This is a genomic window from Amycolatopsis sp. CFH S0740, assembly GCF_004522315.1.
Taxonomy (GTDB): domain Bacteria; phylum Actinomycetota; class Actinomycetes; order Mycobacteriales; family Pseudonocardiaceae; genus Amycolatopsis; species Amycolatopsis nivea.
Genome location: NZ_SDLS01000008.1, coordinates 122,312 through 138,933, shown reverse-complemented (window position 1 = coordinate 138,933; position 16,622 = coordinate 122,312). Strand labels below are relative to the sequence as shown.

Sequence of the window (16,622 nt, the reverse complement as noted above, 5' to 3'; positions counted from 1 at the left end):
TATGGCGCGAATCGGTGTCCTCGCCGTCTCCGACGGGCGCGACCACGTGCACCGGCGGAACACCGGCTTCATCCGGTCCAAAGTGGACGAGTTCACCGCCGCCTTGACCGCGGCGGGCCACGACGTCGTCACCGGAGGACTGGTAGCCACGAACACCACCGCGACCGCGGCCGCGCGCTCGGTCGCCGCGAGTTCGGTGGACGTGACGGTGCTGTACTACGCGGTGTGGGCGTTTCCGCACTTCACCATGCTGGCCGCGGACGCGACCCCGGGCCCGCTGCTGCTCGTCGCGAGCACCGACCCGACCGAGCCGGGGTTGGTCGGAATGCTCGCCGCCGGAGGAGCACTCGACCAGATCGGCCGCACGCACACCCGCTTGTGGGGCTCGCCGTCCGCCCCGGAACTGATCGCCGAAGTCGGCGCGCACGCGAGCGCCGCCGCTGCCGTCGGTTCGCTGCGCGGTTCGACCTTCGGCCGCTTCGGCGGACGGCCGATGGGCATGAACACCGCGGTGGCCAATACCGATCAGTGGATGCGCCAATTCGGTGTGGACGTCGAGGAAATCGACCAATACGAACTGGTCCGCCGCGCCGAATCCGGCCCTTCTTCCGCGGCTGTCGACGGCCGGAAATGGCTGGAACAACATGCCACCGTGCACTACGATGGAGATCGGCTCACCCCGGAGTTGCTGGAACGCCAACTGCGTCTCTACCTTGCCGTGCGCGATGTCGCTGCCGAACGCCACCTGGATTTCTCCGGTATCAAGGCACAACCGGAGCTGACCGAGCACTTCGCGACCGCCGATGTCGCCGAGGCGCTGCTCAACGATCCGTACGACTGGAACGGCCCCAAAGCCGTGCACGTCACCGCCACCGAAGCGGACATGGACGGTGCGCTGACCATGCAGCTGATGCATCGGATCACCGGGACGCCCGTGCTGTTTGCTGATGTCCGGCACTACCACCCGGACCGCGACGTATGGGACCTGTGCAACTCCGGCCAGCACGCGACGTGGTTCGCCGCGCGGAGCGAGGACCCGGCGGAGAATTTGGCGCGAGTGCACCTTTATCCGGAGGTGTTCTTCTTCCCCGCGGGCGGGGCTTCGGTGCAGCACATCGCCGCCCCCGGCCGGATGACCTTGGCGCGGTTGAGCCGGTTGGACGGGGAGTATCGGATGCAGTTGGTGCTGGGGGAGTTCGAGAACTACGACGCGCGGACGACGGAGGAGCTGGTGTCGCGCTCGACGCCGGAATGGCCGCACGCGTTCGCGCGCCTCGATGTTGCTGCGGAGACGTTCCTGTCGCGCTTCGGAGCGAATCACGTGCACGCGGTGCCGGGGGATCGGCGGAGAGAACTGCGCGCGGCGGCTCGGTTGATGGGGGTGCGGGTGGAGGAGTGGAGCCGGTGACCCTCTGCTCGACGGCTCGCTGAGGCTTTCCGGCAGCGAGTGCGCCGCGCTCGTGGGGCTGGCACTCGCTGGCGAGGTCCGTGAAGGGCTCCTTGAGGGAATCAGATTCCTTCAAGGAGCCCTTCACGGACCTTCAGCCGGAGAGAAACCGCCCAGCGCGGCTCGTCGGCCGGTGCTCCGCATGACTTCAGCGGAGCGGCGTCCCAGGGGTGCTCGAGCCCGCCAGCCACTCGTCCCCTTCCCGGTACAGCGTCTCGACGGCGGCGCCGGTCAGGCCGGGGAGGCCTTCCCGCACGGTGAACCCGGCCTTCGTCTGGACATAGCCGAGGTGCCGGTAGCCGATCGGAAAGCGGCCGAGCACAGCCGGATCGAGGGACAGCGAAGCCGCCGGGTCGACGGCATCGAGCCGGTCCTTCTCGTAAATCGGCTGGCGGCGCACGATCTTCCACTGCCGCTCGTGCACCGCGAGGAAGTCGTAGAACCGGCCGGTGCACACCACGTCCACGGACACGCCGTCGACGTCCGCGCGCTGGTTGATGGTCATCTTCGTCTGGGCGACCGCGCGATCGCCGGAGATGTCGGCGGTGTGCCCGCCCAGGAAGTGCAGGATGCTCACCCCGTTCTCGAATCCCGTGCGGCTGGCGGCGATGAACTCGGACGCCGGGCCCTGGAACCAGGTCGCGCTCATCCAGCCCGTGCGGGGATGCCACACCGTGGCGAACCGTTCCCAGTCCCCCGCGTCTCGCCACAGGGCCCAGTTTTCCACCAGCGCGCGGATTTCGAGCCGGTCAGTGTCTGTTGTGGACAAGAGAGTTCCCTTCGGCGGAGACCGCTGTCTTGGCTTGTTCGCGGATCGGCAGGAGCAGGAATACCCCCAGCAACGGGCCAGCCGCCAGAACCGCGAGGGCGAGGAACAGCGAACCGGTGGCGCTGAACACCGCGCCCACCGCGACCGGAGCGAAGACGCCGCCGAGTTGCCAGGCGGTGTTGGCGAAACCGAAGGACCCGCCGACGAACCGCGGATCCGCGTACTGGGGCACGGTCGAGTTCGTGAGCACCGTATAGCCGTAGACGCCGAGCCCGAGGAACGGAGCGAGCACGAGCAGCATCGAGTAGCTCCGGACCAGCCCGAACACCGCCAGGATGAGCGCGAAGTACCCGCTGAGCACCATCAGATGCGTCTTGCGGGTGCCGCGGACGCGGTCGGACAGGAAGCCGACCAGCGGTTTGACCCCGATGGCCGTGGTGCTGACGACGACCATCACCAGCGCCGCCTTCCCGGCGGACAGGCCGAGCGCCTTGACCATCAGCGAATTGCCCCAGGCCAGGAACCCGAGGGTGGCCCATTGCATGCCGAGGCCGGCCGCCGCGAGCGACACCAGGTTGCGATTGGCGAACATCGCGCGCAGACCGAGCCTGCCGCCGCCCGGGGCCGGGGGTTCGCCGGCGGGTTCGACCGGGGACGGCGGATTGTTGCGCAGGAGGGCCCAGCACACCGCGCCGACGGCGACGGTCAGCGCGCCGAGGAGGTAGTAGACGCCGTTCCAGTGCAGTGCCGTCAGCAATTCCGGGATGGCGGCGTTCGCGATCACCCCGCCCAGCGCGGTCGACGTGATGTACAGGCCGAACGCGGTGCCGCGCTCGCGAGGCGGGAACCAGCGGCTGATCAGCTTGGTGAAGGACGCGACGTCGGCGCCGCTGACCAGCCCGATGAGGATCTGGATCGCGATTCCCACGCCGACGTTCTTGACGCTGCCGAACGCGAAGGTCAGCATTCCCGCGGTCACCAAGGAGATCCCGGCTGCCATCCGGCCGCCGATCAGGTCGGCGACGATGCCGCCGGGGATGTTGGTGACGACGTAGCCGATGGACAGCGCCGTGGCGAAGATCCCGAGCTGGGCCACGGAAAGTCCGAGGGAATGCGAAGCGTCGACGGCGACCACCGACCACGCGGTGCGGTTGATGTAGATGAGGGTGAAAGCCAGCCAGCAACTGGCCAAGATCACCCAGCGGTAGCGGGAAACGGCCGGGTGCTCGGGCAGGGCTGTGCCTGCGGACGGCTCCGCGGTGTCCATGCGAGGACCTCCTTGTCCTGGATGGTGACGTGTCAGTGCAGCAAGCCCCACTCGCGGAGCTGTGCCGCGTTGTGGCGCAAGGCGGCGCGCGGGGTGCGGTCGAGGCTCATGTCCTCCACGGACACCCAGCCGCGGTAGCCGTGCTCGTGAAGGAGTCCCAGGACGTGCGGGACGTCGACCTCGCCGTCTTCGAGCGGCGTCCACCCCGGCCGCCACGCCCCGCCCGGCGACCGGAAGTGCGCGGCGTTCTTCAGGTGCACGTGCCCGAGGTGATCGCCGAGCAGGTCGAGCGCGATTTCGTGCGCCTCGTAGCCTTCGAAGACGAAATTCCCGACGTCGTAGATGACGCCGACGTGCGCCGGGTCGAACCGCGCGACCACCCGGTGCGCCAAAGACGCGCTGGAGCAGATGGTGTTGTGGTGGATCTCCAGCAACGCCCGGACGCCGGTTTGCTTCGCCGTGGCCTCGATGTCGGCGAAGAACGCGACTGTTTCTCCGTAGAGGACGGAATACGGTTTGTTCGTACGGGAGATCCTCGGTGCCTGCAAGCGGATCTGTCCGGCACCGGCGGCAGTGGCCATGTCGCAGGCCAGCCGGAGCGTGGCGGTGTCGCCGACTTCGACGTAGGGCGCCAGTCCGACCACTTCGAGCCCCGCTGCGCGAGTTTCCGCCGCCACGCTCTCCGCCGCCGCGACGTCGAGCGGGAGGGTGGACCGGTGGCCGACGAGGAACGGGTGCGCGGGAGGCGAATCCGGGATGCTGCCGGGACGCGGCTCGACGCGCCATTCGACACCGCCGAACCCCGCCGCGGCGATTTCGGCGATCGATTCGCCGATGTCCAGGGTGGGCAACGAGATCGTCGCGACGCTGAACCTCATCGCCGCGAAGAGCGCTCGACGGCGAGCGGCGTCCGGGGGAGCGGGGCGAGCTGGGCGCCGCCGCAGACATGCAGGACTTCGCCGGTGATGAAGGACGCGGCGGGCGAGGCGAGGAACGCGACGGCGTTCGCGACATCGCGGGGTTCGGCCATGCGCGGGAGCGGGGTGATCGCCTGGTACTGCTCCAGCAGGCGCCGCATTTGCTCCTCGTCGCGGTCGTAGCCGGTGAAGTCCGATTCGATGAAGCTGGGCGCCACGGCGTTGGCGGTGACGCGGTACTTCGCCAGTTCGGTGGCGAACGAGCGGGTCATGCCGACGAGGCCGGCCTTCATCGTCGTGTAGGCCACCGGGCCGCCGGAAACCCAGTTCCGCGAGGCGATGTTGACGATCGCGCCGCCGTTTTGCGCTTTGAAGAAACCGAGCGCGCGGCTCACCAGGATCGCCGGCGCGCGCAGGTTCACGCCGCTCATCAGGTCCCAGTCGTCCGGGGCGAGTTCGGACAGGGTCGAACGGCGGTTCACCGCGGCGTTGTTGACGACGACGTCGATCCGGCCGAACCGGGCGCCCGTCTCGTCCACCAGCGACTCGATCGCCTCGACGGACCCGAGGTCGGCGGCGATGTCGACGGCGGGAGCGGCGAACCGCTCGCGGAACCCCGCGACGGTCGCGGCCGCCGCTTCCTTGTTCACGTCCGCCACCACGACGGCGACGCCGTCCTCGAGGAGCCGCGCGGCGATGGCGCTCCCCAGTTTTCCGGCCCCGCCGGTGACGATGGCGACGCGTTGCGGCTCGGTCATTCTCTTCTTTCCTTTCAGCGCGCGAAAAAGAACTCGGTCAGCGGATCCAGTCCGCGATGGCGGCCACGACCTCGCCGGGATGCTCGTGATGGGTCCAATGGCCCCCGGGAAGCACCTGGATCCGGGCGGCAGGAAGGATTTCCCTGGCGAGAGCGGCACGTTCTTCGCTCCGGTAGAACGCCAGGACCGGAACCGGGAAACCGGCGAAGAACCCGGCGGTCTCGGTCTGGAAATGCAGGGCCTCCGGCGCGAAGGCGAAGTCGGCGAACAAATCGCGGATCGCTTCCGGCGTGGCCGAGACCGGCCCGCCGGCGCCCGGCAAGGGGCTCGGCCCGGACTTCAGGAAGTGCTCGGCCGCGACGGCGACGGGATCCTCCCGCCGGAGCCGCCCGGCCAGCGCCTCGATCCGGGCGCGGTCGTCGTCGGGGAGCCCGAACGCCGGATCGACGACGACCAGACCGGCGACGAGTTCCGGCTCCTGCCGGGCGAGGAAGGCAGCCGCCTCGCTGCCCGCGGAGTGCCCGACCAGCACGACGCGAGCGAGTCCGAGCCGCTCGAGCACGGCCCGGACGTCGGCCGCGACATCCGGGAGCCGCATGCCCTCGCCCGGCCGGGACTCGCCGTGCCCGCGCAGGTCGACGGCCACGACCGGAGCGAGGGCACGGAGACCGTCGAGGATCGGAGCCCAGTCCGCACGGGACCGGGCCCAGCCGTGCACGAGCACGAAGGAGAACGGCGCGGCGCCACCGGAAAACCGCTCGAAAGCCAGCTCGACGATCTTTGCGCTCATGGGGTGTCCTCCGGGGAGTCTCTTCGGTCCTCAGATCGTCAGCGGCCGCCGGTTATTTAGCAAATACCTGTTATCGGCCATCCCCATGCTCCGGAGGCATAGCATGTCTCCATGCTTGAGTTGCGTCAGCTCGACTACTTCCGCGCGGTGGCCGAATACGGCTCGATCTCGCGTGCCGCGGCCGCACTGCACCTCACTCAGCCCACGTTGAGCAGGCAGATCGCCCAGCTGGAGAAGAACCTCGGACACCAGTTGCTGCGGCGCACGCCCGCCGGCACCACCCTGACCGTCGCGGGGGAAGGCCTGCGGGCGCACCTGCTGTCGATCTTCGAACTCGTCGACCGGGTCCCGGAAGTCCTCCAAACCGCCTCGGCCGGCGGGCGCCTCGTGCATCTCGGAGTGCCCTCGGGAGTTCCGCACGGCTGGATCGAGGACTACCTGGCGTCGGTCGCCGCGGAGGCGCCGGAGGTCCGGTTCGCCATCGTCGAGGCCACCAGCGAGGAACAGCGGCGGATGCTCAACAACGGACTGCTCGATCTGAGCTTGATGCACACCGAACCGCCCGAACTCCACGCGGAATTGCTGTTCCGGCAACGACTCGGCTGCGTCTTCCGCGAAGACGCGCTCCCGGCCGGCCGAACCGAAATCGACGTCACGGACCTCGCCGGGCTGCGCGTCATGGCGCATTCCTCCAAGGGCGAGGAAATCAGCCTCCGCACCGCCGCCGCGACCACCCGGACCGAAGTCGACTGGCTGTTTCGCGCCTTCTCCGAACACAGCGAACTGATCGCCACGAGTTCCCGCGTGGACGCGGTCCTCATCGGCAATGCCTCGGCGCGCAAATGGTTCCCCGGCTGGACCTGGGTCCCGCTCAGCGAACACCGGCCCGAACACTGGATGCGCACCTGGGCCGCCTGGGCCGGCACGGACCCGAAATACGGCGACCTGCTCCTGCACTGCCTGCGGGAAACCGCACGGAAATACCGGGCCGATCCCACTTACCGCGCGCAGCCGTGAGTTCAGCAGATCGCCGAGCCGGTCCGGGCCGGTGCTTTCCGAGCCGCGCGGCCCGCCAGCCCGACAGCGAAGGCGGCGGCCAACGCGAACACCGCGGCCTCGTAGGTCATCGCGTGCCACAACGCCCGGCCGGGGTTCCCGGCGGACGTCGCGTAGGCGATGCCCGCGAACGTGACGCCGAGGGTTCCGCCCAGTTGCTGTGCCGTCGGGAGCAGACCCGAGACCGAGGTCGCGGCTTCGGGGCGGACTCTGGCGATGATCTGGGTGAACGCCGAAGCGGTGAACACGCCGAACCCGATGCCGCCGAGGCACAGCGCGAGCCAGTACAGCCACCGCAGGGCCGGGTCGCCGATGGTCGCCGGGACGACCAGCGACACCGATCCCATGGCCAGGGAGGACGACGCCAGAGCCCACGGGCCGAAGCGCCGGCCCAGCCTCTTCGCGATCCCGCTCCCGGCCAGCGCCCCGACGGCGTACGGGGTGATGCCGAACCCGGTCTGAAGCGGACTCCAGCCCTGCCCGCCTTGCAGATGCATCGCCAGCAACAGCGTGAAGGACGGCACTCCGGCGTTGAACACCAGGACGATGCCCAGCCCCCATCGCGTCGCCGGTTCTGCCCATGCGGACGGATGGATGAGCGGTCCCGCCGCCCTGCGCTGGGAAATCGCGAAACCGGCCAGCAGCGCGGCAGCCAGCGCCAGGCTCAGCCACGTCCACCACGGCCAGCCGGCGTCCCGCCCCATTGTCAGGGGAAAGACCAGCAGGGCCAAGCCGAACAGGCTCAGCGCGGCCCCGGTCCGGTCGACGCGTGCCGTCGTGCGTTCGCCGTGGTCCGGCGGCAGCGCGGGGGAGAGCGCGAGGGCGGCGATGCCGACGGGAACGGTCAGCAGCATCGCCGCCCGCCAGCCGAGGCCGAGCGGGTCGAGCTGGATGAGCACCCCGCCGAGCACCGGGCCCGCGAGCGAAGCGGCCGCCATGGTCGCGCCGAACGCGCTCAACGCGGCGGCACGACGGCCCGGGGCCACCGCGGACTGGATGATCGACAGAATCTGCGGCGCCATCAGCCCGCTGCCGAAACCCTGCAGCAACCGTCCGGCGATCAGCACCCACGCTTCGGGCGCGGCGGCCGCCCCGACCGAGGCGAGAGTGAACAGCGCCATCCCGGCGACGAACATCCTCCGGTAGCCGTAGTTGTCTCCCAGCCGCGCGGAAACGATCAGGGAGCAGGCGTAGGCGAGGGTGTAGGCGGCGAGAACCAATTGGCTCTCGCCTGCCCCGGCGCCCAGATCCCGCTGGACGTCGACCACGCCCACCTGCATGACCGTGACGCTGAACAGCTGCACGAACGTGCCGGACAGGATGATCGGCAGGAGAAGCCGCCGGGAGGGGGACCGCATCGTGGTCATCGGGAGGACCGCTGCAAGGCGACGGCGGCGAACATCGTCGCCAGCTCCGCCGGCCGGATGACGAAGGGCGAGTGGCCGCCCGGCAGGGAACGCACCTCGAACGGATTGTCCGGCGTCATCTGGTCGGCCTCGGAGATCATCAGATCCTGTGTCACCGGCGGCAGCGCGAGGTCGCCGGTCAACCGGAGGTAGGAGCGCGGGAGCCGTCCCCAGCGCTCCGCCGAGAGCGGAACCGGCGTGCCGTAGTGCGAGAACGGGTGATCCGGGTGCAGGAACTGCCGCCACGATTCCGGCGCGTCCGCGGGGAGGTCGTTCAGGAACGCCCGGCGGATCACGTCGGTGACCGCGGGGTCGGGAGAAAACGGATTGATCCGGATCGCGCCCAGTTCGGCCGGGTCGCCGACCGGCGGAATCTGGACGGCGCCGGCGTTCTCCTCGGCTTCGATGTAGTCGGAGAACCGCGGCCGGCCCGCGGGCACGAACGCGGACAGGTACACGAGGCGGTCGACCAGTTCGGGAGCCTGCTCCGCAGCGGCCGACACGACGGAACCCGCGGCGCTGTGCGCGACCAGCAGCACATTCCGGTAGCGGGTGCGGGCGCTGGCCAGCGCTTCGAGCACGACGTCGGTGCTGTCCTGCAAGGTGAGGTCGCTCAGCGCCGACTTCTCGGCCGCGAGCCCCGGCTGGCCGGGCTGGAAGTACCCGCTGGGGACGGGCGCGCCGAGCCCGCTGCCGGGCAGGTCGACGGCGATGCTGGCGAGGCCGTGGCGGCTGAGCGCGCGCTGGGTCGAGCTCCAGTGCAGGGCGGCGTGCCAGGCGCCGTGCACGAGCAGCAGGACGGTCTCGGACGAGGACGGACGGGTCATTCCAGGGCCCTTCGCAAGGGTTGATCACGGACCGCACCAGATCACCGCAGCTCCGCCCCGTTATCCACGTACATATCTGACAGGAGCCTTCGTCATACTTTCCGCGTATCGTGGCCGCGTGGAAGCCCGTCATCTCCGCTACGCTCTGGCGCTCGCCGAGCACCAGCATTTCGGCCGCGCCGCGGCGTCGCTGGGCATCGCCCAGCCGCCGCTGTCAACCCAGATCGCCGCGCTCGAACGCGAGGTCGGCGAGCGGCTGTTCGACCGCACCCCGCGCGGCGTTTTCCCCACCGCCGCGGGCAATGCCTTCCTTGCCAGGGCGGACAGCGCGCTCGCCGAGATGAGACTCGCGCGCGTCGAGGCGGGCCGGGCCGCGCGCGGGGAGACCGGGCGGTTGCGGCTCGGGTTCATCGGATCCGCGCTGCTCGACCCGCTGCCGGGCGTGCTCGGCCGGTTCCGGCGGGCCCGTCCGGACGTCCGGATGGTCCTCCAGGAACTGGACACGCCGACCGCGTCCGCGGCCCTGCTCGCCGGCGAACTGGATGTCGCGGTGGGGCGCGGCGGCCCTCGCGGAGCCGGGGCGGAGGACCTGGTGACGGTGCCCATCGGCGCGGATCATCTGGTCGCCGTGGTCTCGTCGGCGCACCCCTTCGCCGGGCAGCGGTCCGTCGAGGCCGGGCAGCTGGCGCGCGAGCCGCTCGTGGTCAGCGCGGACGCCGCCGGTTCTTACCTGCGACCGTTGTTCGAGCACGATCCCGCCGCCCTCGACGGGGCCGCGCTGGCGCGCGACGTCCACACGATCGCCGGGCTCGCCGCCTGCGGTGCGGGGGTCGGGCTCGGCCCGAACCGGATGCGCATGATCGCTCGCGACGACATCCGGTTCTGCGACGTCGAGCCCCGCTTCCGGCTGCCGGATTTGCAGATGTCCTTCCGAGCCGCCGACTCCTCGCCGGTTCTCGCGGCGTTCCTCGCCGTGGTGCGGCAGAACTGCGCGGAGGTCGGCTCCCGGCTGGACGACCTGCTCGCCCGCCATCCGGCGCTGGGCTCTTCCTGACCGTTGCGTCCACTGTGGACGCGAGAAAACTCAACGACCGCAAGGAGAACTATGTCGCGGGACACGCTCGAATCGGTGCGCCTCGACGACGTGGAACTGGCTTACCGCGTCGAAGGCGACGGGCCGGAGCTGGTCGTCCTGGTGCACGGGTGGCCGCAGACGAACGCGTGCTGGCGGCACGTGATCGAGCCGCTCAGCCAGGGGCGCACCGTCGTCGCCCCGGATCTGCGCGGTTACGGCGCTTCGGGCCTCGCCCGGTCCGGGGCCTACAGCAAACGGGCCGCCGCCGCGGATCTGAGCGGCCTGATCCATCACCTGGGGTTCGAGTCGGCGTCGGTGGTCGGGCACGACCGCGGCGCGCGGGTCGCGCATCGCTGGGCGCTCGATCGCCCGGCGGAGGTCAAAGCGCTGGCGCTGCTGGACATTCTGCCCACGAGGGTGGTCATGAACTCGTTCGACCGCGATTCGGCGAGCGCGATGTGGCACTGGTTCTTCCACCGGAACACGGAGCTGGCGGCGAAGCTGGTCGACGGGAACGTCGAGGCGTATCTCGGTCATTTCTTCGCCAGGGTGCGCGAATCCGGCGCCGTCGACGAGGAGACCTTCCAGCACTACGTCGAGGCGTTCAGCGACCCGGCGCGGCTGCGGGCGTCCTTCGAGGACTACCGGACCGGCTTCTCGGACGACCTCGAACGCGACGAGGCGGATCACGCCAGCGGACTGCGGGTGCGGGCCCCGCTGCTGCTCCTGTGGGGCGCCGAGGGCGGACTCGGCGGGCGCGACGTGGTGCGCGTCTGGCAGGACCATCACGCCGCTCCCGCCGCGGTCACCGGTCATGTCGTCCCCGGCGGCCACTACGTTCCGGAAGAAGCGCCTGGCGAGGTCGTGGACGCCGTCGAGGCCTTTCTCGAGCGGACGCGCTGACCTTCTCGAAGCTCCACACCCGACGAACTGCTGCTCGCTCGGGTCGCTGCCGACCTGCCCCTGTCCGGCCGCTTCCCACGCGGATTCGCTTTCCGGTCCGGCGTCGAGACCCAATGCCAGGAACTTGAGCTGCGTTGCCCCGCTGGCCGCCGCGCAAGGCGAGCGTACGTGAGGGGCACCCTGAGGGAATCTGATTCCCTCAGGGTTCCCCTCACGACCCTGCCAACCCGGTCACATATGGATGAATCGGGCGTTTCGCCGGACGGTGAGACCTTTGTGGACGGCCATTCGGGCGTAAGCACCGCGGCTCAAGGTCCTGGCATGGGGAATCCGCGTCCGTGAGGGCCGCGAGGGGCTCCTTGAGGGACTCAGATTCCCTCAAGGAGCCCCTCGCGGCCCGCTGACCCCGGCCGCACCGCCGACCTGGGCAAACACGCCTCGAAACGCACCTGCCGCGCCTCTTAAGTTCCTGGCATTGGTACTCAGACTCCCTCGGGGTTCCCCTCACGTACTTCACCGGGACCACGCAGCCCGGCAGTCCCTGCGCCCCGGGCAGCCACGCCGCACACCGCACCCGCAGCCTCGCCTTGGGTTCCTGGCATTGGCGTCGAGACCGGACTCTGCCGCCACCTCCGCTGAGCGGCAACCGAGCCGCCGCTCATCATTGAATCGATTCGTCCCGGTGGTCGCCGATATTTCCGGGAGGCGGGCGACGATCTTTCCGCGCGCCCTCGGGCCGTCCGGTTCCACGATCGTGGCGGTCCGTTTCCGCAGGTCGAAGCGGCCCCGGTCCGGCGGGGGCGGCGGCGGGTGCGTTGCCCGATCCTGCTGTCAATGCTGCCTTTGCGTAGCCGACTGAGACGTAGATCTCCACCGTTGGGGTGAAATCTCCCCCGTCGGGCAGCTTAGGCTCTTACGGCGCGTTACTTATTGAGAAACATTCACTTCGGTCCGGACAGGTTCGCGACCGGGTAACGAAGGAGGCGCCGTCGTGGAAACCGAACCGCAGGTCGTCCGCGCGACGATCATCTTCGGGCTGCGCACGTTCGGGTCCGTCCCGCTGCCGGTGCGCGCCGATCTGGAATACGACCCGGCGGATCCGTTCGCGGTGTCGGTCGGCTACCACGCGGGCGGCGGAGTCGTGCGCTGGCTGTTCGGGCGGGACTTGCTCGCCGACGGCCTGCTCGCCCCGGCCGGCGACGGAGACGTCCAGGTGCGTCCCGCCGCCGACGACAGCCGCGTGCTGGTGGAGCTGAACGCACCCGACGGCTCCGCGGTGCTGGAGGCGGCGGCGAACGAACTCGCCGACTTCCTCGACCGCACCTACGACGAGGTCCCGGTCGGTTCCGAAGACCGTTGCTTCGACTTCGACGAGGAACTCGCGAAGCTCGCCCTGCGCGACTGACTGTCCATAGTGGACACCGGGCGGCAGTGGCCGGGCGGGCTCCCGGGCAGGAGATGACCTGCTGCGGGAGTCGGCGAGGCTTCGTCGCTGCACTATTGCCTGCCGCGTCGAGGATTCGGCTCGAGGGCGGATCGGCCCATCGGCCAGCTCAGGTCCGGCGGGCTTAATCATCACTGAAGTCGGGCCGAGTCGCCCCGCGAAGATCACCCAGGGCCCGGCGACCTCGTGCCGCAAGGAATAAGTGAAGCCGGGCGGGCTTGCGTGGCGAGGATCAACCGAAGTCCGGTGGGCTCGTGCCGCGAGGATCAGCTGAGGCCGGGCGCGCTCGCACTGCGAGGATCAGCTGAAGCCCGGCGGGCTCGAGCCGCGAGCACCAACTGAAGCCAGGCGGAGTCTGAAGCCCGGCGGAGCCGCACTCCAAGAACCGCCAGTCGCGGCGCGAGCGGCGAACCGCGAACCGGGCATCCCCCGACCAGGTGCCCCCGCATGAACGGCCGATGAACGACCCCGCACCGTCGCCGCGAAACCGGCATCCCGCCAACAACCGCGCCGGTAGGACTTCTTCCCAGCGCACCCTGTCACCGCTGCGTCAGCGTCAGCCCCCCCCGACCAGGCGGACTCGGCCGCCGCGTGAGTGAACCTCGTGGTGATCCGGGTTGACCGCACTGGGAGAACGCGTACGGTCGCCTGTGTTGGCTGTTGTCCAGAACCATACTGCGGTCAGCGCCCCAAGCAGGTCTCTGCGAAAGGAGCGCAAACCCATGACTCTCCACCTTCCCGGCGTCACCGCGCCGGTGGAACTGACTGTCCGCGCGACGAGGCGGGCGGATGCGATTCACCTCGCACCGGTCGGGGACCTCGACGCGGCTACCGCGCATGTTTTCGAGGCGGCCGTCGCGCCGTTGGCCGGGCCGGTGGTCGTCGACCTGTCCGGTGTCGCGTTTCTGAGCTGCGCGGGCGTTCGCGCCCTGCTCGACGCGCACCAGCGGAACCCTCAGCTCACTGTCGTGGTCGGACCGGCGCACGCCGTCCGGCGGTGTCTTTCGGTGACCGGCGCCGATGAAATTCTGGGTGTCCGCGAGGCGGTCGCCGCCTGATTCAGCGAGTTTCACGACCGCCGCGCACGGGTAGGCCGCCGACATGACGATCGAGACGAACCGCGTTCCGCAGCTCGAACTCACCAACGGCGTCCGGATTCCGCAGTTCGGCCTGGGCGTCTTCCAGATCCCGCCGGACGAAACGGCCGCGGCGGTGCGCGAAGCCCTGGAGGCCGGATACCGGCACCTCGACACCGCGCAGATGTACCGCAACGAAGAAGGCGTCGGCGCGGGCATCCGCGATTCGGGCGTACCGCGCGAGGAAATCTTCGTCACCACAAAGCTGGCGAACGATGCGCAAGGCCACGACAACGCGATCAACGCGCTGGAGGGGAGCCTGCAGCGGCTCGAACTGGACTACGTCGACCTCTACCTGATCCACTGGCCGCTGCCGAAACAGGACAAGTACGTCGCCACCTGGCACGGCTTCGAGGAACTGCAGCGTGCCGGCAAGGCCCGCGCGATCGGGGTGTCCAATTTCCAGATCCCGCACCTCGAACGGCTGGCCGCCGAGTCGGCGACGGTGCCCGCGGTCAACCAGATCGAGCTGCATCCCGCGCTGCAGCAACCGGAACTGCGCGCCTACCACGAAGCGCACGGCATCGTGACCGAGGCGTGGAGCCCGCTGGCGCAAGGCGAGGTCCTCGAAGACCCGCTGCTGGCCGAACTGGCCGAGAAACACGGCAAAACGCCTGCCCAGATCGTGTTGCGCTGGCACATCCAGCTCGGCAACGTCGTGTTCCCGAAGTCGTCGTCGCCGAAGCGGATGCGGGAGAACATCGACATCTTCGACTTCTCCCTGAGCGACGGCGACCTGGACGTACTCAGCGGGCTCGACGAAGGCCGCCGGACGGGCTTCGACCCGGACACCTTCGAAGGCTGAACCGGATCGGCCGGCCGCCCGTGTAGGCGACGTGCGACTGTCCTGTTTCGTAGTGCCCGGCGACATCGAAGACCTCGGCGTGCCCAGCGGCGGCAACACCTACGACCGCCGCATGGCCGAGCAACTGCGGCTGCGGCTGCGGCCGGTCGGCGGGACCTGGCCGGACGGCGACCGGCAGCAGCTGGACCAGGTCCTCGCCGAGGTGCCCGACGGCGCGAAAGTGCTGCTCGACGGCTTGATCGCGTGCGGAGTGCCGGACGTCCTCGCCCGGCACGCGGACCGGATCGGCCTGGCCGTCCTCGTGCATCTCCCGCTGGCCGACGAAACCGGCCTGGACCCGCAGCGCGCGGCTGACCTCGACGCCCGCGAACGGAAGACGCTCCACCTGGCGGACCAGGTCATCGTCACCAGCCCGGCCGCCGCCCGCGCCGTCGAGCAGCGGCACGGCCTCGCGACCGTCCACATCGCACCGCCGGGGACCGATCCGGCGCCGCGGGCGACCGGGACCGACGGGGTGTCCCAGCTGATCTGTGTCGCCGCGGTGACCCCGCGCAAGGGCCAGGACATCCTCCTCAACGCACTGTCCGAAGTAGACGGATTGAAGGTGGATTTCGTCGGCTCGCGCACCCGAAACCCGGCCTACGCCAACAGCTTGAGCCACCCTCGCGCCCGTTTCACCGGCCCGCTCGCCGGAGAAGCGCTGGAGAACGCCTACGACCGAGCCGACCTGCTCGTCCTGCCTTCGCACGCCGAGACGTACGGCATGGTCGTCACGGAGGCGCTTGCTCGCGGGATCCCGGTGCTGGCCTCGAACGTCGGCGGCGTACCGGACGCGCTCGGCCGGGCACCGGACGGAGAGCTGCCAGGAATGCTCATCCCGCCCGGCGACGAAACCGTGCTCGCGGACGCGCTCCGGAGCTGGCGCGACGACCCTGACCTGCGGAAACGACTCAGTGCTGCGGCTGTCGCACGAGCGCGCACACTGGAGGGATGGACCGACGCTGCGGCCCGGTTGCGCGGAATCTTGGCGGTGGATTGATGCGGTGGCTGCGACTGCTGGCCGGAGCCGCGCTCATCGCCGCGTTGTGGTGGCGGCTCGGCACGGGAGCGTTCACCGGCGGCCTGCGGGCTCTGGGACCGGGCCCGATCGCGATAGCCCTGGTCATCGGCGTCGTGACCACGCTCGCGAGCGCCGCGCGCTGGCGGCTGGTCGCGGGTCGGCTCAGCCTGCACTTGCCGTTCCGTGAAGCCGTCGGCGACTACTACGGCGCGCAATTCCTCAACGGCGTCCTCCCGGCCGGCGTGCTCGGCGACGTCCACCGCGCGGTCCAGCACGGACGACGATCGGGCGACGTCGGCCGCGGGATCCGGGCGGTCGTGCTCGAACGCGCCGCCGGGCAGACCCTGGTGGTGGTCGCCGGACTGGCCGTCGTGGTCTTCCGGCCGGAGCTGCTGCCGCGGCAGGTGCTGATCTGCCTGGGGATCGTGATCGTGGCGCTGGCCGTCGTCGCGGTGGCGATGCGGAAACGGCTGCGGCACGTCTGGGCGGCCGACATCCGGACCGGCGTGCTCGAAGCGTGGCCCGGCGTCACCGGCTGGTCTTTGCTGGCGGTGGCCGGGCATCTGACGCTGTTCGTGGTCGCCGCCCGCGCGGCCGGTACGACCGCGCCGTTGACCGTCCTGCTGCCGTTGCTCGTGCTCGCGTTGCTGGCGATGGGGATGCCGCTGAACGTCGGCGGATTCGGCCCGCGCGAAGGCACCGCGGCGGTTTCGTTCGCCGCCGCCGGACTGGGCGTGGAACAGGGCGTCACGGTCGCGGTCGGCTACGGCGTGCTCGGTCTGGTCTCGACGCTGCCCGGCGGGGCGGTTCTCGCGCTCCGCCGGATGATCCGGCGGCCGGGCCCGGACGCCCGGCCGGTATCGTCCGGCCGGTGGCGGCGGCTTTTCGGGGGATTCGGCGACGGTGGTTCGCGGCGCTGGCCGTCGTCCCCGTTCTGGCCGCGTCGGCCTGCGCGTCTTCGG

General features: G+C 70.1%; 15 protein-coding genes and 1 pseudogene. 9 read left to right on the top strand and 7 right to left on the bottom strand.

Going from position 1 to position 16,622, the window contains the following annotated elements:
- Nucleotide 1: 1 nt before the first annotated feature.
- Complete coding sequence (locus tag EIZ45_RS16310; protein ID WP_134663499.1) at nucleotides 2–1,408, top strand: L-fucose/L-arabinose isomerase family protein; 1,407 nt, start codon at nucleotides 2–4, stop codon at nucleotides 1,406–1,408.
- Nucleotides 1,409–1,595: 187 nt separating this feature from the next.
- Here EIZ45_RS16310 and EIZ45_RS16305 read toward each other — a convergent pair whose 3' ends face one another.
- Genes EIZ45_RS16305 through EIZ45_RS16285 form a run of 5 tightly spaced genes read right to left on the bottom strand, consistent with a single transcriptional unit; the run spans nucleotide 1,596 to nucleotide 5,948 of the window.
- Nucleotides 1,596–2,216 carry a nuclear transport factor 2 family protein gene (locus tag EIZ45_RS16305; RefSeq protein ID WP_134663498.1) on the bottom strand — a complete coding sequence of 207 codons (621 nt, stop codon included), beginning with the start codon at nucleotides 2,214–2,216 and terminating at the stop codon, nucleotides 1,596–1,598.
- Complete coding sequence (locus tag EIZ45_RS16300; RefSeq protein WP_134663497.1) at nucleotides 2,197–3,483, bottom strand: nitrate/nitrite transporter; 1,287 nt, start codon at nucleotides 3,481–3,483, stop codon at nucleotides 2,197–2,199. Before EIZ45_RS16300 ends, EIZ45_RS16305 begins: the two co-directional genes overlap by 20 nt.
- Nucleotides 3,484–3,515: 32 nt before the next feature.
- Nucleotides 3,516–4,361: a sugar phosphate isomerase/epimerase gene (locus EIZ45_RS16295; RefSeq protein WP_134663496.1), complete on the bottom strand. Its 846-nt coding sequence runs from the start codon at nucleotides 4,359–4,361 to the stop codon at nucleotides 3,516–3,518.
- Nucleotides 4,358–5,158: an SDR family NAD(P)-dependent oxidoreductase gene (locus EIZ45_RS16290; RefSeq protein ID WP_134663495.1), complete on the bottom strand. Its 801-nt coding sequence runs from the start codon at nucleotides 5,156–5,158 to the stop codon at nucleotides 4,358–4,360. The genes EIZ45_RS16295 and EIZ45_RS16290 overlap by 4 nt, the downstream gene beginning before the upstream one ends.
- Nucleotides 5,159–5,195: 37 nt before the next feature.
- Complete coding sequence (locus EIZ45_RS16285) at nucleotides 5,196–5,948, bottom strand: alpha/beta fold hydrolase (RefSeq protein ID WP_134663494.1); 753 nt, start codon at nucleotides 5,946–5,948, stop codon at nucleotides 5,196–5,198.
- Nucleotides 5,949–6,059: 111 nt separating this feature from the next.
- Between EIZ45_RS16285 and EIZ45_RS16280 the strand changes: the two genes are divergently transcribed.
- Nucleotides 6,060–6,965, top strand: a complete 906-nt coding sequence (locus EIZ45_RS16280) for a LysR family transcriptional regulator (RefSeq protein ID WP_051729636.1) — start codon at nucleotides 6,060–6,062, stop codon at nucleotides 6,963–6,965.
- Nucleotides 6,966–6,967: 2 nt separating this feature from the next.
- On the opposite strand, the gene EIZ45_RS16275 is transcribed toward EIZ45_RS16280, so the two are convergent.
- Nucleotides 6,968–8,371, bottom strand: coding sequence for an MFS transporter (locus tag EIZ45_RS16275; RefSeq protein WP_134663493.1), 1,404 nt, complete (start codon nucleotides 8,369–8,371; stop codon nucleotides 6,968–6,970).
- Nucleotides 8,368–9,237 carry an alpha/beta fold hydrolase gene (locus EIZ45_RS16270; protein ID WP_134663492.1) on the bottom strand — a complete coding sequence of 290 codons (870 nt, stop codon included), beginning with the start codon at nucleotides 9,235–9,237 and terminating at the stop codon, nucleotides 8,368–8,370. The genes EIZ45_RS16275 and EIZ45_RS16270 overlap by 4 nt, the downstream gene beginning before the upstream one ends.
- 118 nt (nucleotides 9,238–9,355) lie before the next feature.
- On the opposite strand from EIZ45_RS16270, the gene EIZ45_RS16265 reads away from it, so the two are divergent.
- The 7 genes and pseudogenes from EIZ45_RS16265 to EIZ45_RS16235 form a co-directional block, all read left to right on the top strand.
- Nucleotides 9,356–10,291 carry a LysR family transcriptional regulator gene (locus EIZ45_RS16265; protein WP_134663491.1) on the top strand — a complete coding sequence of 312 codons (936 nt, stop codon included), beginning with the start codon at nucleotides 9,356–9,358 and terminating at the stop codon, nucleotides 10,289–10,291.
- Between the two features lie 51 nt (nucleotides 10,292–10,342).
- Entirely contained in the window at nucleotides 10,343–11,215 is an 873-nt protein-coding gene (locus EIZ45_RS16260) for an alpha/beta fold hydrolase (RefSeq protein WP_134663490.1), read from the top strand.
- Between the two features lie 991 nt (nucleotides 11,216–12,206).
- On the top strand, nucleotides 12,207–12,620 hold the full coding sequence (locus tag EIZ45_RS16255; protein WP_037818751.1) for an SsgA family sporulation/cell division regulator: 414 nt from the start codon (nucleotides 12,207–12,209) through the stop codon (nucleotides 12,618–12,620).
- Between the two features lie 761 nt (nucleotides 12,621–13,381).
- Nucleotides 13,382–13,717 (top strand): STAS domain-containing protein, encoded by a 336-nt coding sequence (locus tag EIZ45_RS16250; protein ID WP_134663489.1) that lies wholly within the window; start codon nucleotides 13,382–13,384, stop codon nucleotides 13,715–13,717.
- A gap of 43 nt (nucleotides 13,718–13,760) precedes the next feature.
- Nucleotides 13,761–14,600, top strand: a complete 840-nt coding sequence (locus tag EIZ45_RS16245) for an aldo/keto reductase (protein ID WP_134663488.1) — start codon at nucleotides 13,761–13,763, stop codon at nucleotides 14,598–14,600.
- 52 nt (nucleotides 14,601–14,652) lie between these two features.
- Complete coding sequence (locus EIZ45_RS16240; protein ID WP_240690659.1) at nucleotides 14,653–15,639, top strand: glycosyltransferase family 4 protein; 987 nt, start codon at nucleotides 14,653–14,655, stop codon at nucleotides 15,637–15,639.
- Nucleotides 15,591–16,448, top strand: a pseudogene (locus EIZ45_RS16235) (YbhN family protein); the annotation flags it as partial. The gene EIZ45_RS16240 and the pseudogene EIZ45_RS16235, both read left to right, overlap by 49 nt.
- Between the last annotated feature and the right edge of the window lie 174 nt (nucleotides 16,449–16,622).

Coding starts and splice junctions, on each gene's coding strand:
- EIZ45_RS16270 (WP_134663492.1), bottom strand. CDS start 9,237: ATGACCCGTCCGTCCTCGTCCGAGACCGTCCTGCTGCTCGTGCACGGC.
- EIZ45_RS16295 (WP_134663496.1), bottom strand. CDS start 4,361: ATGAGGTTCAGCGTCGCGACGATCTCGTTGCCCACCCTGGACATCGGC.
- EIZ45_RS16285 (WP_134663494.1), bottom strand. CDS start 5,948: ATGAGCGCAAAGATCGTCGAGCTGGCTTTCGAGCGGTTTTCCGGTGGC.
- EIZ45_RS16250 (WP_134663489.1), top strand. CDS start 13,382: ATGACTCTCCACCTTCCCGGCGTCACCGCGCCGGTGGAACTGACTGTC.
- EIZ45_RS16275 (WP_134663493.1), bottom strand. CDS start 8,371: ATGACCACGATGCGGTCCCCCTCCCGGCGGCTTCTCCTGCCGATCATC.
- EIZ45_RS16310 (WP_134663499.1), top strand. CDS start 2: ATGGCGCGAATCGGTGTCCTCGCCGTCTCCGACGGGCGCGACCACGTG.
- EIZ45_RS16260 (WP_134663490.1), top strand. CDS start 10,343: ATGTCGCGGGACACGCTCGAATCGGTGCGCCTCGACGACGTGGAACTG.
- EIZ45_RS16290 (WP_134663495.1), bottom strand. CDS start 5,158: ATGACCGAGCCGCAACGCGTCGCCATCGTCACCGGCGGGGCCGGAAAA.
- EIZ45_RS16300 (WP_134663497.1), bottom strand. CDS start 3,483: ATGGACACCGCGGAGCCGTCCGCAGGCACAGCCCTGCCCGAGCACCCG.
- EIZ45_RS16280 (WP_051729636.1), top strand. CDS start 6,060: ATGCTTGAGTTGCGTCAGCTCGACTACTTCCGCGCGGTGGCCGAATAC.
- EIZ45_RS16245 (WP_134663488.1), top strand. CDS start 13,761: ATGACGATCGAGACGAACCGCGTTCCGCAGCTCGAACTCACCAACGGC.